Annotated in this window: 17 protein-coding genes; 8 read left to right on the top strand and 9 right to left on the bottom strand. The window is 70.2% G+C overall.

Going from position 1 to position 17,854, the window contains the following annotated elements:
* Positions 1-271: 271 nt before the first annotated feature.
* Entirely contained in the window at positions 272-940 is a 669-nt protein-coding gene (locus tag ACIP9H_RS15755; RefSeq protein WP_401959435.1) for a hypothetical protein, read from the bottom strand.
* Positions 941-1,024: 84 nt separating this feature from the next.
* On the bottom strand, positions 1,025-1,672 hold the full coding sequence (locus tag ACIP9H_RS15750; protein ID WP_401592254.1) for a hemerythrin domain-containing protein: 648 nt from the start codon (positions 1,670-1,672) through the stop codon (positions 1,025-1,027).
* A 73-nt stretch (positions 1,673-1,745) separates the two neighbouring features.
* Here ACIP9H_RS15750 and ACIP9H_RS15745 point away from each other — a divergent pair, with 73 nt between their 5' ends.
* Positions 1,746-2,369 carry a TetR/AcrR family transcriptional regulator gene (locus ACIP9H_RS15745; RefSeq protein ID WP_401959434.1) on the top strand — a complete coding sequence of 208 codons (624 nt, stop codon included), beginning with the start codon at positions 1,746-1,748 and terminating at the stop codon, positions 2,367-2,369.
* Between the two features lie 159 nt (positions 2,370-2,528).
* Here the strand turns inward: ACIP9H_RS15745 and ACIP9H_RS15740 are convergent, their stop codons facing one another.
* The 3 genes from ACIP9H_RS15740 to ACIP9H_RS15730 form a co-directional block, all read right to left on the bottom strand.
* On the bottom strand, positions 2,529-3,008 hold the full coding sequence (locus ACIP9H_RS15740) for a hypothetical protein (protein WP_401592258.1): 480 nt from the start codon (positions 3,006-3,008) through the stop codon (positions 2,529-2,531).
* 217 nt (positions 3,009-3,225) lie between these two features.
* Positions 3,226-4,839, bottom strand: a complete 1,614-nt coding sequence (locus ACIP9H_RS15735) for a peptidoglycan-binding protein (RefSeq protein WP_401592260.1) — start codon at positions 4,837-4,839, stop codon at positions 3,226-3,228.
* A 183-nt stretch (positions 4,840-5,022) separates the two neighbouring features.
* Positions 5,023-5,865 carry a phosphotransferase family protein gene (locus ACIP9H_RS15730; RefSeq protein ID WP_401959433.1) on the bottom strand — a complete coding sequence of 281 codons (843 nt, stop codon included), beginning with the start codon at positions 5,863-5,865 and terminating at the stop codon, positions 5,023-5,025.
* A gap of 299 nt (positions 5,866-6,164) precedes the next feature.
* Here ACIP9H_RS15730 and ACIP9H_RS15725 point away from each other — a divergent pair, with 299 nt between their 5' ends.
* On the top strand, positions 6,165-6,839 hold the full coding sequence (locus ACIP9H_RS15725) for an RraA family protein (protein WP_401959432.1): 675 nt from the start codon (positions 6,165-6,167) through the stop codon (positions 6,837-6,839).
* Positions 6,840-7,093: 254 nt separating this feature from the next.
* Positions 7,094-7,768 carry a flavodoxin family protein gene (locus ACIP9H_RS15720; protein WP_401959586.1) on the top strand — a complete coding sequence of 225 codons (675 nt, stop codon included), beginning with the start codon at positions 7,094-7,096 and terminating at the stop codon, positions 7,766-7,768.
* Positions 7,769-7,813: 45 nt separating this feature from the next.
* Here the strand turns inward: ACIP9H_RS15720 and ACIP9H_RS15715 are convergent, their stop codons facing one another.
* Together ACIP9H_RS15715 and ACIP9H_RS15710 are read right to left on the bottom strand one after the other, a co-directional pair.
* The gene (locus ACIP9H_RS15715) at positions 7,814-9,649 is read right to left on the bottom strand and encodes a hypothetical protein (RefSeq protein ID WP_401959431.1); all 1,836 of its coding nucleotides are present in this window, start codon (positions 9,647-9,649) and stop codon (positions 7,814-7,816) included.
* Positions 9,646-10,707 carry an ATP-binding protein gene (locus ACIP9H_RS15710; protein WP_401592268.1) on the bottom strand — a complete coding sequence of 354 codons (1,062 nt, stop codon included), beginning with the start codon at positions 10,705-10,707 and terminating at the stop codon, positions 9,646-9,648. The genes ACIP9H_RS15715 and ACIP9H_RS15710 overlap by 4 nt, the downstream gene beginning before the upstream one ends.
* Before the next feature lie 338 nt (positions 10,708-11,045).
* Here ACIP9H_RS15710 and ACIP9H_RS15705 point away from each other — a divergent pair, with 338 nt between their 5' ends.
* The 3 genes from ACIP9H_RS15705 (at position 11,046) to ACIP9H_RS15695 (ending at position 13,209) form a co-directional block, all read left to right on the top strand.
* Positions 11,046-11,387 (top strand): antibiotic biosynthesis monooxygenase family protein, encoded by a 342-nt coding sequence (locus ACIP9H_RS15705; protein WP_401592270.1) that lies wholly within the window; start codon positions 11,046-11,048, stop codon positions 11,385-11,387.
* A gap of 288 nt (positions 11,388-11,675) precedes the next feature.
* Positions 11,676-12,545: a D-alanyl-D-alanine carboxypeptidase family protein gene (locus tag ACIP9H_RS15700; RefSeq protein WP_401592272.1), complete on the top strand. Its 870-nt coding sequence runs from the start codon at positions 11,676-11,678 to the stop codon at positions 12,543-12,545.
* Positions 12,546-12,759: 214 nt separating this feature from the next.
* Positions 12,760-13,209, top strand: a complete 450-nt coding sequence (locus tag ACIP9H_RS15695) for a peptidoglycan-binding protein (protein WP_401592274.1) — start codon at positions 12,760-12,762, stop codon at positions 13,207-13,209.
* 103 nt (positions 13,210-13,312) lie between these two features.
* Here the strand turns inward: ACIP9H_RS15695 and ACIP9H_RS15690 are convergent, their stop codons facing one another.
* Together ACIP9H_RS15690 and ACIP9H_RS15685 are read right to left on the bottom strand one after the other, a co-directional pair.
* Positions 13,313-14,641: a VanZ family protein gene (locus ACIP9H_RS15690; RefSeq protein ID WP_401592276.1), complete on the bottom strand. Its 1,329-nt coding sequence runs from the start codon at positions 14,639-14,641 to the stop codon at positions 13,313-13,315.
* 96 nt (positions 14,642-14,737) lie between these two features.
* A complete protein-coding gene (locus ACIP9H_RS15685; protein WP_401592278.1) occupies positions 14,738-15,208 on the bottom strand; it encodes a hypothetical protein in 471 nt (156 codons plus the stop codon).
* Positions 15,209-15,426: 218 nt separating this feature from the next.
* Between ACIP9H_RS15685 and ACIP9H_RS15680 the strand changes: the two genes are divergently transcribed.
* Both ACIP9H_RS15680 and ACIP9H_RS15675 read left to right on the top strand, forming a co-directional pair.
* Positions 15,427-15,864, top strand: coding sequence for a hypothetical protein (locus ACIP9H_RS15680; RefSeq protein ID WP_401959430.1), 438 nt, complete (start codon positions 15,427-15,429; stop codon positions 15,862-15,864).
* A gap of 73 nt (positions 15,865-15,937) precedes the next feature.
* Complete coding sequence (locus ACIP9H_RS15675; RefSeq protein ID WP_401959428.1) at positions 15,938-17,842, top strand: hypothetical protein; 1,905 nt, start codon at positions 15,938-15,940, stop codon at positions 17,840-17,842.
* Positions 17,843-17,854: the final 12 nt, after the last annotated feature.

Raw genomic sequence — 17,854 nt, 5'->3', positions numbered from 1 at the left:
GCTCACCCGGTAGAACGGCGGAGACGGAAACCGCCCGCACCATGTGTCGACCCGCACATGACGCAGGTCGACCTCGGGTCGCTCCTCGGCCAGAGCGCCCGAACCTCGGCGGAGTCCTCGGTTTCGTAAAGGACTTCCCAGCGCCCCCCGGCTCCGGCCGCGGCAGCTCGCTCGTACTCCTCGCGTACACGCCGCTTCCTCTTCCGCTGTCCGGGCACGGTCATCACCATGGCAGCGGGCGGACCCCCTGGCAACGGCGGTTCACGCCTGGTCAGGTGATGCCCCGGCGGGCCAGGACCCCGCTCACGGCGGGCGTGGGGGAGCCTGAGCCGCCGCTGAGGGGCGAGTCCCACGCGGGGTCGTGCCAGGGGCTCCCGGAGGGGTGCTCAAGCAGGTGCTGTGCGGCCGTCCCGGCGGTGTCCGGAGGGGCTCCTACCGCGATCAGTGCCGCGGTGAGCGTCGTGATCGCCTCGTCGGACGGTTCGTGCGCCGTGAGCAAGGGGAGCAGCAGCAGAAGACGGGCAGCGGGGTCCTTGATCCCTCCGCCTGTCGCGCTCGGACTGTCGGCGATGCGGATGAGGTCACGCCAGGTCAGTGTCTCCCCGTGCCAGTCGCCGTCCCAGCAGGCGACTCGCTGCGCGGTGCTCCAACTGGGATGCGTCAACAAGTAGTCGACTCCGTAGTCGTCGACGAGATTGCGGTAGACCACCACGGCCTCGTAACCGCCGTCCAGCGGCATCCGGAACACCGGCCATCGCTCCGGGTCCATGAGCAGGTCGGACATGGCGTCGACGTCGGCTCCGTCATCGCCGAACCACTCGGGCTCGGCGCCCGCATCACGACAACACGGGCCCCACAGATGGTTCGACCAGAAGCCCGGGCGGTCCACCAGTGGCTCGCCCGCGACCAGCGGACCACCGTTGTATCCCTCGATCAGCACACCGTAAGCCTGCCATCTTCCTTTGCCGGACCGCCCGAACGGGGTGGGGGCGGTCCGGCCGCCCGTGTCGGCTCGGGCAGTGGGCTACGCGGCGGAGCCGCGCAGGCTTGCGAGGTCGGCGTCTGCCTGCCGGCGCATCGCGGGGACGAGCGGGCGCAGCGGCTCGGGCAGGACCGCCATCATGGCCTCGACCTCGCCGGGCGCGCCCACCTCGTCGATGAAGCCGAACATGAGGTGCGCGGCGACGGGCGGCGCGGTGGCGATCACCCGCTGGGAGAGCTCCGCCCAGTACTCGGGGGTGACGTGCGCGCGCAGGGCGGGGAAGAGGATGGGCTCCTCGTGGTCCAGGTGGCTGTGCACCGTGTCGCGCACCGCGACGGCCGCCTCGTGGAGCTCGGCCCGGGCGCCGGCCCCGGCATGGTCCTCGGTCAACGCGACGGCGGCGAGGCGGTCGAGGTCGTCCTCCAGCCGCTCGTGCTCCTCGCTCAGCCCCTTGAGCCCCTCAGCGGCGGCCGGGGCCGTCGCGACGATCTGCGGCCACAGTTCCTCGTCCTCCGTCTCGTGGTGGTGGCGCAGGTTCACCACGAGGAAGTCGCGCAGTTGCGCCAGCGTGTCCAGGGGCGCGGACGGGCGGAGGGCGGCCTCCGCGAGCAAGGTGGTCGCGGCGCGGTGGACCTGGTGGGCAAGGCGGGTCTCGATGACGGCCATGGGCTCAGCGGCGGAATTGATCATATGGTGGAACGTATTGAATATGGGTGTCTATTGTCAATATGGTCACTTGTAGTGAAGGGCGTACACTCCTCCTGTGACCAGCCGGAAGTACCACTCACCCCTGCGCACCCACTCGGCGTCAGCCACCAGGGAAGCGATCCTCGGCAGTGCCCACGAGCTCTTCTCGGCCAAGGGGTATCCGCAAGTGACGATCGGGGAGATCGCGGAGGCGGCCAAGGTCGCGGTGCCCACGGTGTACAGCACCATGGGGAACAAGTCGAAGATCCTGACGGCCCTGCTGGAGCCGGCGCTCACCGACCCCGCCATCGCCGACGCGCTTTCCGCGGTCGACGCGAGCGACGACCCGCGCGCCGTGATCGAGCTGACCGCGGAAGGCACCCGGCTCACCCATGAACGCCACTGGGACCTCGTGTACGGGCTCTTCTACCGCGACCCGCCCGGTGAACCGGCCGTCAAGGCCGTCCTGGACAAGGGAGCCGACGACTACGTCCACGCCCTGACCCGCGTGGCGGACCGCCTGGTGGCACTCGGATCACTCGCCGCCGATGTGAGCCACGCCGAGGCCGTCGACCTGCTCTGGTTCCACCTCGGCCCGCACGCCTGGATCACCCTGGTCGGTGAACGCGGCTGGCCCTTCGACCGCGCCCGGACCTGGATCGCCGACGCCGCCTGCAGGGCACTGCTCCGGAACCCCTGAATCAACTGGGGTTCACGCGGGTTCCCTTGAGCCCTCTGATGGGAGAACGGTGCAAGTGAGGAGGCGAGAGCCTCCTCGCCGACTGTCACTCGTTGCGCGTACGGTCAGTACCTCGCAAGGTCATGGGGGAAGCGGGAAGTCGCCGCCGCCTGACGTTGCTCAGGCGCTGGACGAGATCCAGTCCTCGTTGCTGCGATGGCGGTCCAGCCCCACGGCATCGAACTCGTCCTCGCCCAGACTCCTTCGGGCGCCCAGCCGCCGCAGGGCCTGGGAGATGGGGCTGACCGCTCGCGAGAACCGCTTCTTCGTCGGCTTGTCCAGCGGCCCCAGTACCAGTGCGCCGTCAGCCCAGACAGCGGCCCGTTGCTCGCCGACTCCGCCGAAGTATTCGGCCTCGACATAGGCGAGCGGCCCTGCCGCAGACCACTGAGCCAGCAACGTGTCGAAGCCTCCTGGCAGCCGCCAGAACCCCAGGCCTCCTCCGTCGCTGCCGTCCGTGACGGCATCGAAGACCTCATCGGTCATCGGCATCAGCGACAGGCCCTGGCCAAGTGGCACCACTTGTGATCCGGGAACCTCGCGCGAAGCGACGCGCAGCACCTCGTCACTTGCGATGACCGCATGCAACGCGTAACCCACCCTGAGCCCTCCCCAACCGATTGGAGCCTCATCCTGCCTGACACATCGCGCCTGAACCCGCGCGCCCCCACCTCAGAACCCACACCCCGCCAGTGGGTTCCTGCCACGTGAACCCTCGGAATCCGCGAACCCGCCGGTTTCGTCATGGGAAAGCCGGCAGGCCCCCTCCACCCCGGAGAGGACCTGCCGGCTCCGCAAAGCGTGCGCCGGAGGCCGGTCAGCGGACGCGGATGAACACCACGTCGTAGCCCTGGTTCGTGCCGCGGTTCTTGATGTAGACGCCGTCCTTGCCGCCGTTGGGGTTGCCGGTGTTGCCCTCGACGGTGGTGAAGGAGGCGCCGCCGCTCACCGTGCGCACGATGCCGATGTGCTCGTTGCCGTCGTTGAAGTTGCTCCCGCCGTTCCAGTCGAAGGCAACGATGTCGCCGGGCTGCGGGTTGGTCGTCACGGACAGGTGGTAGTTGCCGGCGCGTGCCTGCTTCACCCAGCCGGAGACATAGCTGTTGCGGTAGGAGGTGGCACCCGTCTGCTTGGCCACCCAGCTCACGAACGTCGCGCACCAGGCGTAGTTGTTGGTGGACAGGGACAGGCCCACGGACGCACCGTAGCTGTTCGCCCTGGCGCTGCCCTCGACCGTGCCGACCTCGGCGGCGGCGACGTCGAGGAGCTTGGCGTAACCACCGCCGGGCGGCGGGGACGAGGGCGGGGTGACCGCGCCGTACAGGGCGGCCTTGGTGTTCGGGCCCACCCTTCCGTCGACGCCGAGACCCTTCTCGGCCTGGAAGTCCCGCACCGCGCTGTCGGTCATCGGCCCGAAGTCGCCGTCGACGGCGAGATCGGCGCCGTGGTGGTTGAGGAGGCTCTGCAGTTCGGTGACGCAGCCGCTGCGCTGGCCCTGGACGATGTCCGTCGGGCACGAGGCGGAGTTGAGGTTGATCGGCGCGGGCGCACCGTTGCCGCCGCCACCGCCGATGTTGGAGTAGAGGGCGTTCTTGGTGTTCGGGCCCACTTCGCCGTCGACCGACAGGCCGGCCGAGGACTGGAACGACCGCACCGCCGCCACGGTCAGGGGGCCGAACTCGCCGTCGACGTCGAGGTGCTGGCCCTTGCCGTTGAGCAGCGCCTGGAGGGTCGCGACGCAACCGCCGGTCTGGCCCTCCACGATGTTCGACGGGCACGAGGACGATCGCAGGTCGAGGCCCGTCGACGGCGCCTCGTCGGTGTCGTACAGCTCCCGCTTGGTGTTCGCGCCGACCTCGCCGTCGACCGACAGGCCGTGCGAGGACTGGAAGCTGCGGACCGCGCTGTACGTCTCCGGCCCGAACTCGCCGTCCACGCTCACCGCGTAGCCGAAGTGGCGCAGCAGCCGCTGGAGTTCGGTGACGCAGCCGCCCTTGGCGCCCTGCACGATGTTCGCGGGGCACGACGAGGACGTGAGGTTCACCGGCGAGGGCGCGGTGCCCCCGGTCGCGTACAGCTTGCTCTTGGTCTGCGGACCCACCCGGCCGTCCACGGCGATCGCGGTGGCGGCCTGGAACTCCCGTACGGCGTAGAGCGTGTTGGCCCCGAACTCGCCGTCCACCAGGAGGCCCGCGCCGTGCGCGTTGAGCAGGTTCTGCAGCTCGGTGACGCAGCCGCTCACCTGGCCCTGGACGATGTCCGTCGGGCAGGACGACGAGGTGAGCTTGATGGGCGCGGGCGCGGCCATCGCCGGGCCGGCGCCGATCAGGGTGGCGGTGGTGAGGATCGCCGCGGTGGCCGCGAAGCTGACGACCCTGGCACGCCAGCCGGGTCTGGGGCGCGAGGCGGGGAGGCGTAAGGCGTTTCTCATGACGGCGGAGGTCTCCTTCGACGGATCATCTGATGAGCGTCCGGGTCGCGTGGCCGCCGGGCGGCCGCGCACGACGCTGACAGCTGCCGCCCGGGCGGGCAATCGGGTTCCGAACAACTGACCGGATTTCGCCGCCGTGTCCGGGAGGGGGGCTCCTGCTGCACCTCCTCCGGACCGCGCGCGTCAGTGGGCGTGGGCTTCGAGCCAGGGCACGATGTGGTCGACGTAGCTGTCGACGTTGGACAGCGGCGCGCCGGGCAGAACGGCGATGAGGTGTTCGATGCCGAACGTCCGGTCCCAGACCCGGGCCCGCCGGTAGGTGTCGTGGTCGACGGCGTCACGGACGGTGTGCCAGCCGTGCCAGGCCATGCAGGCCGCGTCGACGGCGGGGTCGAAAGGCAGGGCGAGATCCCAGTCCAGGACGCCGACGAGTGCGCCGTCGGGGCCCCAGTGGATGTTGGAGCCGCCGAGGTCGCCGTGGACGAGCGCGTCCGGTACGGGCTCCAGCGCGAGGGCGTCGTCCAGCCGGCGCCGGCCTTCGTCGCGCCACCGGGCGGGCAGGCGCGGGATGACATCCTCGGCCAGGACGCCGGCCCAGCCTCGTGCCGGTGCCGGTTGGTGCGCGGGGGACAGGGCGCGACGGAGTTCCGCGGTGAGGGGGACATCGCGCAGGGCCCGCAGGAGTTCCGCGATCCGCGCGGGGTCGCCCTCGCCTTGGGGGAGCGCGGTGCCGTCGATCCACGACACCGCGACAGCGGCGCGGCCGTCGAAGGCCGTGACGGGCGTGAGCGGCTCGGGAACGGCGAACGGGAGGCCGGCGGCGCCGACGGCGCGCAGCAGTTCCGTCCGGCGGGGCAGCGCCTCCGCGCCCGACGGGCGCTTGCTGATCCGTACGGCCGCGGTGCCCGGGAGGAGCACGACGTGATGGATGTTGCCGTCGGCGGCCAGCCGCGCGCCATCCAGCGGCGCACCGGGCAGGAGCGCGTCGACGATCGCCAGCAGGTCCGCGGGCACGTGGTGGCTCACGTCTGAATCCCCTTCAAGTGTTGTGTCCGCGGTCATGGGCCCGTACGCGCTGCCTCAGCACCCCCGGAATGAGGGCTCCTATGCTGCCGCAGCGCGGGAAGCACGAGAAACCGGCCGGGCCCCGGCTTCGCGGGGATGCGCGGTCCCATCGCGTGTGGTCCGATGGACGCCCGGGCCGAGGGCGCACGTCCCGGACCGGCACCGTGCCGTGCGGCGCCGGCACTCGCACCGCGGGAGGCCCTGATGCGTGGAGGATCGCGGGACCGCGCGTCCCTCGTCCGCCCGAGCGCGTGGTCCGGATGACGGAGGACCTGCGCGGCCTGCGCGCCCTGCTCGAGCAGGTCGACAGCGCGTCCCTGGTGGACGCCATGGGACGCGTTCACGGGCACCGCGCGGACATCGTCGACCTCGTCAGCCCCGACCCGTCCCGGGTCATGTTCGGACCGGCCGTCACGGTCGCGTTCCTGCCGTACCGCGACGATCTGCCGGAGAAGGACCTGGGCTTCGCCACGGTGTTCTACCGCGCGGTCGGCGACGCCCCGGAGGGCAAGGTCGTGGTGCTGTCCAGCGGTGGCCATCCCGACGTCTCCCACGCCGGTGGCACCAAGCTGTCGCGGTTGCAGAACCACCACGTGGCGGGGGTGCTCGCCGACGGGCGGCTCCGCGACTTCTCCGAGCTCGCCGGCTACGGGTTCGCCACGTGGTGCCGAGGCCAGGCCACCCACTGGGGCGGAGACACCGTGATGCCGTACGCGGCCGACATCGCCGTCGAGATCGGCGGCGTCTGCGTCGTGCCGGGCGACTACGTCTACGCCGACTCCGGTGGCGCCGTCGTCATCCCCGCCGGCAGCGTGCGGCGTGTGCTGGAGGAGGCGGTCCGCATCGAGGCCGAGGACAAGCACAGCGCCGAGGTGATCCGCGCCGAGGACCCCGTCCGGCTGCGGAGCGGCGAACAGACCGCGAGCGAGACGTAGTCCGAAGAGGCGGCCGTTCGGGACGGCCGTCCCGCTGCCGAATGGCTCACGGCCCGCGCGTCGCGTCGTGATCGGCTGGCGGACCGCGTGGGCGGACGTCATTCTGGCAGGAAGATCGCCGACCGCGTAGCCGCCGCCGGGCCGCTGCGCAGGGCCCGGTGACGGAGTGACGGACACCCTGGAGAGCCCACGTGACCGGCCAGCCGGAATTCGCCGACAGCCCGCCCGCCCGTTACGACGACCTGCGTGCCCTGATGATCAACTGCACGCTGAAGCGGTCGCCGGAGGTCAGCAACAGCCAGGGGCTGGTCGACCGGAGCACGAGCATCCTGACCGAACAGGGCGTCGGCGTGGACGTCATCAGGGCGGTCGACCACGACATCGCCACCGGCACCTGGCCGGACATGACCGAGCACGGCTGGGAGAGCGACGCGTGGCCCGAGCTCTACCAGCGGGTCCTGCGGGCGGACATCGTCGTGCTGGCCGGCCCCATCTGGCTCGGCGACAACAGCTCGGTGATGAAGCGGGTCATCGAGCGGCTGTACGCGTGCTCCAGCCTGCTGAACGAGCGCGGCCAGTACGCGTACTACGGGCGGGTGGCCGGCTGCCTGATCACCGGAAACGAGGACGGGGCGAAGCACTGCGCCATGAACGTCCTCTACAGCCTCCAGCACCTCGGTTTCACCATTCCGCCGCAGGCCGACGCCGGATGGGTCGGCGAGGCCGGCCCGGGGCCCTCCTACCTCGACCCCGGTTCCGGCGGGCCGCAGAACGACTTCACCAACCGCAACCTCACCTTCATGACGTGGAACCTGCTGCACCTGGCCAGGGCCCTGAAGGACCTCGGCGGCATCCCCGCCTACGGCAACCAGCGCAGTGCCTGGGACGCGGGCTGCCGCAGCGGCAACGCCAACCCCGAGCACCGCTGACCGTCCCCCGGAGGCCGGCCGTCCTCCCCGTACGGCAGCGGCGTGTCAGCGCATCCGGAAGACCGGCCCGCGCGGGGTGAACGGCAGCACCGCGCGCTGCGGCACGAGGAAGGCGTGCTCGCGGCGAATGCGGAGGACGTCGCAGTCGCCGTCGGTGATCACAAGGATCGGGGCCGTGGGCGGGAAGTCCTCGGCCCGCTGCAGGAGGTCCACGGCCGGTTGCAGCACGGTGCCGCCGCGGCCCCGCACCCGTACCCGGTGGGCGATCTCGGCGACGGGCAGGTAGCCGGCGTCGAAGGGGGCCGCGTCGCAGAAGACCACGCGCGCGCCCGTCACGTCGCGGGCGGCGGCGTAGGAGGCGATCGCGCCGAGACCCTTGCCCAGCAGCGTCCTGTCCATGGACAGCGAGGTGTCCAGCAGCACGCCGAACGTGCAGCGCGCCACCTCCTCGGGCGGGAAACTCCGGCCCGCCCGGGGGATGTCCGGCGTGGAGGCCTGACGGCGTGCCGGACGGGCGTAGCTGCGCACCGCTTCGGGCCGCGGCACGTACTCGTCGAACCAGCGCGCCAGTCTGGCGTCCCAGGGCAGCGGCGGATGGGAGAGCGCCTGGATCTCCTCGACGAGTCCGGCGGGCAGGAAGCCGCGTTCGCGCCGGTGCAGGTCGAAGCCCTGGCGCAGACCGCGCCGGTAGAACTCGTCCAGGTCCACCCAGGCCGGGGCGGTCTCCCCGGGGCGCGGCAGGGGTTCGCCCAGGACGTCCCCCAGCCCCTTGCCGCGCAGCGTGGCGAGTCGGCGCAGCCTGCGCTGGTCCCGGGCGATGCGGTCGTAGACCTCCTCGGTGGACAGGCCCGCGAGCGCGGTGTCGTGGAGCAGTCCGTCCGGCATATGCCCGACGTCCATCTCGACCAGCCACCCGTTGATCACGTAGTCGGCGGCGACATTGAACAGGTACGGGTCGCGCCCGCCGAGGCGCTCGCCGTGGCGCAGCGCGGCGTGCAGCATCTCGTGGGCGAGGACGAACCGCCATTCCTCGTCGGTGTACGCGCACAGGGGGTTGAGGTAGATCTCGCCCGCCTCGGCGTTGACGGCGGCGACCGAGATCCGCTGAGCGCGGGCGAGTTCGGCGTCGGCCACCAGGGTCATCCCCGCCGCGATGCCACCCAGCAGCGGGTAGGAGGAGACGAACCAGCTCAGCGCCCGCTCCCAGGGACGCTGGGGCCGGCGTGCCCCGGTGAGCTCCTCACGGCGGCCGCCGGCGACGTCCATGGCCGCCGACATCGTCCGGGTCAGGGCGCTCGCGAAGGCGGCGGTCCAGTCCTCGGGGCTCTGCCAGGGCCGGTGCCAGGGGCGCAGCAGTTGGTCGGGGTGCGAGCCCGCCGTGCCGCACGCGGCGTGCTCGGGCGGGATGCCGTCGCGCCGCCAGCGCGCGGCCAGTTCGTCCTCGTCGCCGCCCGGGAAGTTCTCGGGGAGGGCCACGGGTGCCCGGCCCACGGCGAAGGTGGCCAGGAAGCGGTTGACGACCGTGCAGCGCGCGGCCAGGTCGAACCGGTCGGGCTGCTCCCGTGTGCCCCGGGCCGCCGGGACATGGCCGAAGCCCAGGTGCAGGAGGCAGTGCGCCAGCACCCAGGCCCACTCCTCCGGCTCCGCGCGGCGCAGCGGGTCCGCGTGCACGACACCGTCCGAGGTCACCGCGGCCCAGCCGCCGCCGCGGGGGTGCTCCGCGCAGTCCTTGCTGCGGCACAAGGTGCCGTTGACGGCGGACAGGGCGGCCAGCGCGGTATTGCGGCGCAGCAGGTCCACCCCGGCCGCGAACGCTTGGGCCGCCGGGTCGTCCTTGACCTCGGAACGCTTGCGCGACGACGAGCCCCGCGCTCCGCTCACCGGCGCGCCTCGACCAGCCGCGGCATGTCGCGGGCGGCCTCCAGCAAGAACCAGGAAGGCAGCACAGGGTTGTCGTCGGCGCCCTCGGCGATCACGGTCTGGGCGACCTCGACGGAGATCTCGGCCAGCTGCACCAGCAGCGACTTGGCGCGGTAGGCGGTCTGGCGCACGGCCGGGGAGGCATGCTCCTTGTTCGCCGGAAGCTCCTTGATGAGGCGGCCGCGGAAGGAATCGGCGAGGTAGTAGAGCAAGTCGCGGTCCTCGACGCGGTGCGGCCAGGTCGCGTCGCCCTTGAGGATGGCCTCCAGGCCGTACGCGTGTCGGACGATCTTGACATAGCCGCAGAAGGCCACGGCGTGCGCGGGGCTGAGCATGCCGTGGGCCAGGACCTTGAGCGTCTCCTCGTCCAGGGCGGGGCCGAAGGAGTGCAGCGCGTCGGAGAGCATGTGCCAGGACCGCGGTGTGGAGAACGGCTCCTCGGTCTTCGGCGGGGCGGACCACAGGTGGTCCGGCCGGTCGGTGAGGTGGTCGGTGATCCACGGATGGATGCCGGCGGTCGCCGCCCACTCCAGCCAGTCCTTTGCGGAGGCCCGAAGATGCACGTGCGCGAGCCGGTTCACCAGGGCGGAGGCCATGGGCCGGGCCAGTGCGTTGTCGGTGGCGCGATTGCCCGCACCGATCACGATGCTTCCGGCGGGCAACTCGTACGAGCCGATACGCCGGTCGAGGATCAGGGAGTAGAACGCCTTCTGCACATCAGGGGTGGCGGCGTTCAGCTCGTCGAGGAACAGGCAGTAGGGCTCGTCTCGGGCGATCGACTCGGGCGGGCAGAACCGCGACCGGCCGTCGACGATCTGCGGGACCCCGATGAGGTCCTCCGGAGCCAGCTGGGTCCCGATGAGGCTCACGCAGTCCAGCCCCAGCGACTCGGCGAACTTCCTGACCAGCGACGACTTCCCGATCCCGGGTGCGCCCCACAGGAACACGGGCCGTACGGTGGCAAGGCCCAGCAGCAACTCGGGCACCTGGGAAGGCGAAACGGTGACAACACCCTGCAAGCGTGGGCTCCTTGGCGGACCGGGAAGGCGTGACGGGAACGGGCCCCGCGCACGGCGCGGGGGGACGTGACCAGCATTTCCCGGGAGGGCGCCCGCACGCACCTGCTTTTCGCGCAGGGGGCGCGGCAGCGGAACAAGCGGTCCGTACCCGAGTGTCCGCGGCCTCCGCCGCACTGAAGCAGGCGATTCGTGAAGCCTGTCAGGCAGAGGGGCCGAGCATGCCCCCCGAACGACGACCGGATCGTGGAACTCTCGCTCCAGCCCAACGTCGTCGACGCGCCCTGCCTCGACGTCACAAGTTCGCGACGTGCCCGGTCTTCAGGGGCATGAGTAAATCCTTGGAGTCGAAGACCGGAGTCGACGAGCCGGTCACCGTGGTCAAGAACTACGCGGTCCCCGCGGATGAGGCGGACTATTTCGTCGAGGTGTACCGGGAGAACGCCCGGATCATGTCGACTCAACCCGGTTTTGTGCGCTCGCGTTTGCACAGGTTGCTCGCGGAGGCGCCTGAGGCGCGATTCGTCCACGTCGCCGACTGGAACTCGGGCACCGCGCTCGACCGGGCCACCGCCAATCCCGAGTGGCTTGCGTCGCTGCGGCGCATGTTCGACGACCCCGGCCTTCACATCACGTCAGAACCCGCTGCGTGTCGCGTCGTCGTGGAACTTCTGCCCTCCTGACCGCGCCCCGCCGGGGCGGGTGGGCAGCAGGCGGATGGGGTCGCCCCGGGCCGCTCGTGACGTATTTCCGGCGGCAATGTACTTCGTGCCCTATGGAGCCCAAGTCTCCCGTTTATGGGCGAATTGCCATTTCTGTGCACGTACTCATGCGAGAGAAACTTAGAAAATTCTTGCGATGGGATGGGCATCCTTTTGCCTTCTTCGGGAGTCTCCATTCGGGCGGCATCGTCATGCCGTCAGCCCGTAGGAACATTTGAGGTATACACTTTGAAAAACGGCATAAAGAACATGTCCCGCGTGTCCGCGGTGACAATCACCGCGGGAGCGGTGATATCCGCCGGAGCGCTCGTGGCTCCGGCTCACGCCGCGACGATCGCGGTGCCCACGATCACCGCCAAGGGCGGCTTCGTGATGAACAACGGGACCGGCGCGACCCTCTACTCGAAGGCCGCCGACACCCGTCGCTCCACCGGCTCGACGACCAAGATCATGACTGCGCGGGTCGTACTCGCCCAGCCGCATCTGAATCTCGACGCCAAGGTCACGATCCAGAAGGCGTACAGCGACTACGTCGTCTCCAAGGGTGCGTCCTCGGCGCACCTGATCGTCGGCGACAAGCTGACTGTCCGTCAGCTGCTGTACGGCCTGATGCTCCCGTCCGGCTGTGACGCGGCGTACGCCCTCGCCGACAAGTTCGGCACCGGCACCTCGCGGGCAGCGCGGGTCAACTCGTTCATCGGCAAGATGAACTCGACCGCCAAGAGCCTGGGTCTGAAGAACACCCACTTCGACTCGTTCGACGGCATCGGGAGCGGGGGGAACTACTCCACCCCGCGCGACCTGACCAAGCTCGCCAGCAACGCGATGAAGTACGCCAACTTCCGCACGGTCGTGAAGACGAAGTCGACCAAGCAGAAGGTGACCACGAAGAGTGGCGGCTACCGCTACATGACGTGGACCAACACCAACACCCTGCTCGGCAGCTACGCCGGGACCATCGGGGTCAAGACCGGCTCTGGCGCGGTTGCCAAGTACTGCCTGGTCTTCGCCGCGACCCGGAACGGCAAGACGGTCATCGGCACCGTTCTCGCTTCCTCTTCGGTGGCCAACCGTACGGCGGACGCGACGAAGCTGATGAACTACGCGTTCAAGAAGTAGTCGCACCGGCTTGAAGGAGGGGCTGTTCACGACCGCTCGGTCGTGGGCAGCCCCTTCGTGCTGCCGGAGAGAGGTCCGGCAGGCCGGGCGGGGTGCGTCTGGGGATCCCCAAGTCACCCTAAAAATAGGGTAGTTCGAAGCACTCCGCCTGTGATCGGCGTGTTAGCCTCCCGCGTCAGTCGCCAGTGACCGTGCACCCCTCGATTGGAGTCTCATGGCCTCAACAAGGCTGGGCCGGATACGACATGCCTTCCCCGCCGTCGCGTTGGTGCTGGCCGCGGGAGGCTTTGCCGCCGCGGCTCCCACGACCGCTGTCGCGGCCGCCTCTGCTTCGATCTGCACCTCCAACGTGAAAGCGACCGGTGTGAGCGGGCTGTGGCTCGAAGTGCCCGGCACCTCGTCCGGAAGCTCGACGTGTTTTCTCGAGCAGGGCGACAACAGCGAAGCGGTCCGCGCGCTGCAGTACTCGATGAACCGCTGCTACGGCAAGGCCCTGACGCTCGACGGGGACTTCGGCCCGGCGACCAGGAGCGCACTGATCTCGGTCCAGAAGGCCATCGGCGCCGCACAGGACGGCGGGTACGGCACCGAGACGCGCGGCAAGATGCTGCACGCGGGCACCGTCAACGGCTGCCAGAAGTGGTCGCACGACGGCTGGACCTGACGGGCCGTCGCCTGGGTCGAACCGCGCCATGACCCGGCGGCACGGTGGTGTGAGGGCGCGCCGGGGCGGCTCAGCGCCGGTGCGCTCTCACACCGGCTCATGGTCAGCCGTCCCGCGTACGAAGCGGAACGGAGCGCCCGGTTGCGGAGTCGATCGCGATGACCTGTTCCGTGTCGTCACCGATTCCGGTGGGGAACAGCCAGACGGTGTGCCACGTCCCCTCCTGGTCCGCGAGCGCGAGGGTGCCCTTGCCGATGGTGACGTCCGAGGGCAGGTTGAGGTCCGCACTGCGGCGGGCGGCGGCCCTCGCCTGGGACTCGGTGAGCCGGGTAGCCGGCACGTCGACGGGGTCGGCGACCTCCCGCACACGGATGCCGTAGAGCCGGCCCGTGCGGTCGATCTTCACGTCGAGGCGCATGGGCATGAGCACGCCGCGGACGGTACGGCGCCAGCCGATGTTCCACCCCGGCCCGCCTTCGGGGTCCAGGTGGCTCTCGATCCGTGAGCCGGGCAACGCCCAGGGGAAGTGCTGCCGCGCGTAGTACGTGGCGATCGTGCGGGCGTCTTGCGCGCTCTTCGGGACGGGAAGGTTGTCGACGACCGCGATGGAGCTGATGAGAGAGGAGTCCACGCCCTGCTGGTACGGCATGAAGTCGGCGCTGAACTCTCCGTCGTCGGGCCAGTTCAGCATGATCGATCCCTTGCCTATCGCGGCCAGAATGAACTTGTCCCTGGGAACGTATTGCACCTTCCGGACGGTGAGCTGAGTCCCGAAGGCCTCGCGGGTCCTGGCCTCGGCGGCCTTGCGCATCTCGGAGCTGCCGTACTGCACGCTCGTGGCGTCGACGAAGAGCAGTTCCATGAGCAGGAATCCGGCCAACGCGTCGACGGCGAGCACGCCTGCGAGGGACCAGGCGAACGGTCGGGGGTTTCCTCGCCAGGCCGGGACACGTATGCGCGCGGCCGCAACCGTCAACGCCCAGCCCAGGGCCGCACCCAGAACCGCGCCAGTGGAGTTGGCCACCCAGTCCGAGCTGTCGCAGGTGCGCGCCACCACGGGCACGGTGCCCTGGACGACCTCGATGGTCAGGCTCAGCGCGCCGGCGCCCAGGGCCACGGCGACGGGCTGCCGGAGGGCGAGGGCGCCGAAGAAGCCCAGAGGGACGAACATGGCGACATTGAGAAGCCCTTGATCGTTGAGGAAGGCCTCGCTCACCTGGCGGTTGATCGTGCAGTGCCCCACGTACCCGCTGCCTGATCCCCAGAAGGTGAGCAGCAGGACGGCGGCGGTGCTGCCGGCGAAGCAACTGGTGGCCCACGGACGGGGATGACCGCGGCGTGCCCGCACATAGGTGGCCGCCATTGTCGCGAGGGTCAGGAATAAGGCGATGGCGACGAAGAGTCCGTGGCCGTTGAAGACTACGTGCAGCATGTGAATGGAGTTCCAGGGATTGCGGTCGGCCGATGGGTGGTGACAGTGTGTCAGTCGGCGGATCCGTGGAATTGATGCAGGTCGTGCTGTACCGGATCACGCTGTCCGGGGCGGTTGTCCCGCGCGCCATATGTGCCTGAGGGCTTCGAGTTCGACGCGGGGGAAGTTCCCGCCCCACTTGCCGTGGTATCCGCTGTCTCCGTACTTCCGCGCAACCTCGTCGAAGCACCGGATCACCGCACGGGCGACGGCATCGACGTGCTGCCGACTCGACCAGATCTCGGCGCCGGCGGCGTCGTTCTTGCCGCTGTGCGCCATCTCCAGCAGGCGAATCCGGACGTCGCTGCCCACGCGAGCGAAGATCCAGCGGAAAGCGGTGGGCTCCGCCTCGAACTGTGCACGGGTTTCCGTCTCACCGGCGAGCAGACGGGCGACCGCTGTCAGCAGATCCTCCGGCGCGGTCGTGATGTACGAGGCGGTGATGGCGGCCTCGGCTCGGTCATCGGCAACGGTGCAGTCGGCCCAGCCATGTCCGCTGAGAGTCCAGACGAGTCGCAGGTCAGCCATGATCAGTGCCGGACCTCGGCCGGCCTCACCTCGGCCACCTCGATTGGAGAGTGCTCATCCGCTGAACAGTAGGGCAGGCGGTCGCCTGCCGTCACCGTGGTTGTCGGCCGGGCAGGTGGCAGGGACCGACGCGGCGCCCCCCTTCGCCCGAGCGGTCGGGCCGATGTGCCCGCGGCAGCCATTCGGCATGGGGTGCTGCCTGCGGTTACGCTCCCGGTATGACCAGCGAGCAGGGGACCGGTCCGACACGGCGCCGACCGTGGGAGGTGGCTGCGGAGTCGGCCACGGGCATGCTCTGGTCTCTCCTTTTCCTCGGACTGCTGGCACTCGTCGCGTGGCCTCTGGGCTGGCTGCCGGACGACCTCGGCCTGATGTGCATGGCGGCTGTGGGGGGTGGAAGCGGGCCCGTCGCCGACCTGTACCGGACCCGGCCCGCGGGCCGGCGCTCCGGAGTGGCCGCGATCTTCCTCACCATGCTGGCGTCGGCAGGGGCGGGCAGCGCGGCGGCATCATGGGTGTCGCCCAGCGCCGAGGACCTCGGATTCATCCTGGGTGCGGTCATGGGGCTGCCCCTCGGAGCGGCTTTCTTCGTGTGGTGGATCAACCACGTCAGCCGGAGGGCGAGCGGGCCGCCGGATCTGGCTGGTGCTGCGTGACGCGAGGCATTCGCCTGGTGCCGTGATCCCACGGGAGGGGCGCTGTCAGAGCTTGCCGGTAGGTTCCGCCGTCATGAGACCTCCCGAGGAACTCGACATGGTGGACTGGTTCGCCCTGAAGGACGCGTACGGTCCGGCCGGCCAGGTGCCCGTATGGATCCGCGCGCTGTACGCGGAGAAGGACCCGGAGACCGAAGACGGCGAGTCGGTGATCGAGGAGCTCTTCAACAACATCAACCACCAGGGGTCGATCTACCCGGCTACGGTCGCGGCCGTACCCTTCCTCGCGCACCTTGCCATGCACACGGAATATCACCGGGCAGGTCTCCTGTACCTGCTGACCCGTCTTGCCGGAGATCCCGAGAAGGGAGTCGACCACGACTCTCTCCGCGGGCGGCTGCGAGCCGCGGTCGTGGCCGAACTACCAGCGCTGACCGCCTGCCTGACCGATCCGCACCCCGCGGTGCGGCAGCAGGCGATCCGCATGACCGTGGTCGCCCCCCAGCCACTCGATCCAGCCGTACGGGGTACCCTGAGCGATCTGTCCGCACATGATCCGGATGCATGGACCCGGGCGGATGCCATGACCGCCCTCGCTGTGACCGACCCGGACCAGGACGCCGTGCTGTGCGGGGAAGCCAGGGCACTCGCGGACGACGCACCTGAAGTCCGTCTGTCCGCCGCCCAGCTCGGGCTGGAACGCGCGCAGCGGCCGTTCCCGGCCGCGTTGGTGAACATCGTTGCCGTTGACGGCGCGAGGGACCTCGGCTGCTATTGGGCAACAGGGCGCTCAGAACCCTTTCCGTCCCCCGGCCCGCCGGACGGTCGGCTCCGCGAGGTCCTGCTCCAGGACCCGCAGGCGGCGCTCACCGTGGCCGAGGCGTGGATCGCGGCGGGCGACTTGGGCTACCGCGGCTCCCACCTGGCTGATGAGGTGGGCAAGGACTGGCGCGACCAGGAACCCCGCATCATGGCCGCCCTGGCACGCGCAGTGCCGTTGTCGCGACCCGTGACCTACGACCACTGGATGGCAGCCGTACGCGAAGCCTGGCTGCTGCGGCAACTCGCCGAATGGATGCCCCGTGCCGCCGATCCGGGCCCTCAGGTGCGGGACATGCTGCTGGACGAGGCATGCCGTGAGGCACCCGAAGCTGCCGCTTCAGCGCAGCTCGCGCTCGGGCACTGCGGCGATCTGCGGCTGCTGGAATCCAACGCTGTCCCCACGAGCGAGGCGATCGCCGCACTGCTCACCCACCACGACCCGCACCTCCCACCCCTCCTGCACCTGGCCCTTGAGGAACACCTGCCCAAGGGCGACCCGGTACTGCTCGACGCACTCACCCCAGCCATGGCCCGCACCTACGCGGCCCACATCGCTGAGGCATTCCGGGCTCGTCCCACGTTCAGTGCGATGCAGCTCCTCGGCACCCTCGATCCGGCCCTTGTCGACAACGCCACCTTGGACCGCCTCGCGGCAGCCCGACGCGACAACCCGAAGAAGGCGCTGCGTGCCACCGCAGCCGTTTCCCACGCGCTGCTCACCGTCCGGCCCGGAGCCGCGATCGGTCTGCTGCGCGAGCTGATGGCGGGGGACTCGCCGGAGTGGATCCTGCCCCAGGCCGGTCGGCTCGGGCCCCTGGCCGCGCCTTTGGCCGCGCAGGTGCGGGAACTGTTCGCTGGGCGGGACGGCATGGCGCGTGCGGAAGCGGCCGACGCCTATTGGCGCATCACCGCGGATCCTGGCCCGGTGGTCCCGCTGCTGGTCGAACTGGCCGTCCCCAGCAGGGCGCCCCACGCCGGTGACTGCGCGTGGCATCGCCTGGAGGCGCTGCGCACCCTCAGAGACATCGGGATCACACCGCCGGAACTTCTGCCCCTGCTCGAAGCGTGCGCTCGCTCGCCCCGCCGGGTCGCCCGCCCGGACACGGACGAAGAACTGCGCGAGGTCGCCGTCGGACTGCTCGCGCGTGCGCAGTGAGCGGTGCACGTC

Source organism: Streptomyces sp. NPDC088732 (assembly GCF_044751205.1).
Lineage (GTDB): Bacteria > Actinomycetota > Actinomycetes > Streptomycetales > Streptomycetaceae > Actinacidiphila.
Note: the sequence above shows the minus strand (reverse complement) of the source record. Positions and strands in the feature narration are given on the sequence as shown.

Coding starts and splice junctions, on each gene's coding strand:
- ACIP9H_RS15700 (WP_401592272.1), top strand. CDS start 11,676: ATGTCCCGCGTGTCCGCGGTGACAATCACCGCGGGAGCGGTGATATCC.
- ACIP9H_RS15695 (WP_401592274.1), top strand. CDS start 12,760: ATGGCCTCAACAAGGCTGGGCCGGATACGACATGCCTTCCCCGCCGTC.
- ACIP9H_RS15735 (WP_401592260.1), bottom strand. CDS start 4,839: ATGAGAAACGCCTTACGCCTCCCCGCCTCGCGCCCCAGACCCGGCTGG.
- ACIP9H_RS15685 (WP_401592278.1), bottom strand. CDS start 15,208: ATGGCTGACCTGCGACTCGTCTGGACTCTCAGCGGACATGGCTGGGCC.
- ACIP9H_RS15725 (WP_401959432.1), top strand. CDS start 6,165: ATGACGGAGGACCTGCGCGGCCTGCGCGCCCTGCTCGAGCAGGTCGAC.
- ACIP9H_RS15675 (WP_401959428.1), top strand. CDS start 15,938: ATGAGACCTCCCGAGGAACTCGACATGGTGGACTGGTTCGCCCTGAAG.
- ACIP9H_RS15720 (WP_401959586.1), top strand. CDS start 7,094: ATGATCAACTGCACGCTGAAGCGGTCGCCGGAGGTCAGCAACAGCCAG.
- ACIP9H_RS15690 (WP_401592276.1), bottom strand. CDS start 14,641: ATGCTGCACGTAGTCTTCAACGGCCACGGACTCTTCGTCGCCATCGCC.
- ACIP9H_RS15680 (WP_401959430.1), top strand. CDS start 15,427: ATGACCAGCGAGCAGGGGACCGGTCCGACACGGCGCCGACCGTGGGAG.
- ACIP9H_RS15750 (WP_401592254.1), bottom strand. CDS start 1,672: ATGATCAATTCCGCCGCTGAGCCCATGGCCGTCATCGAGACCCGCCTT.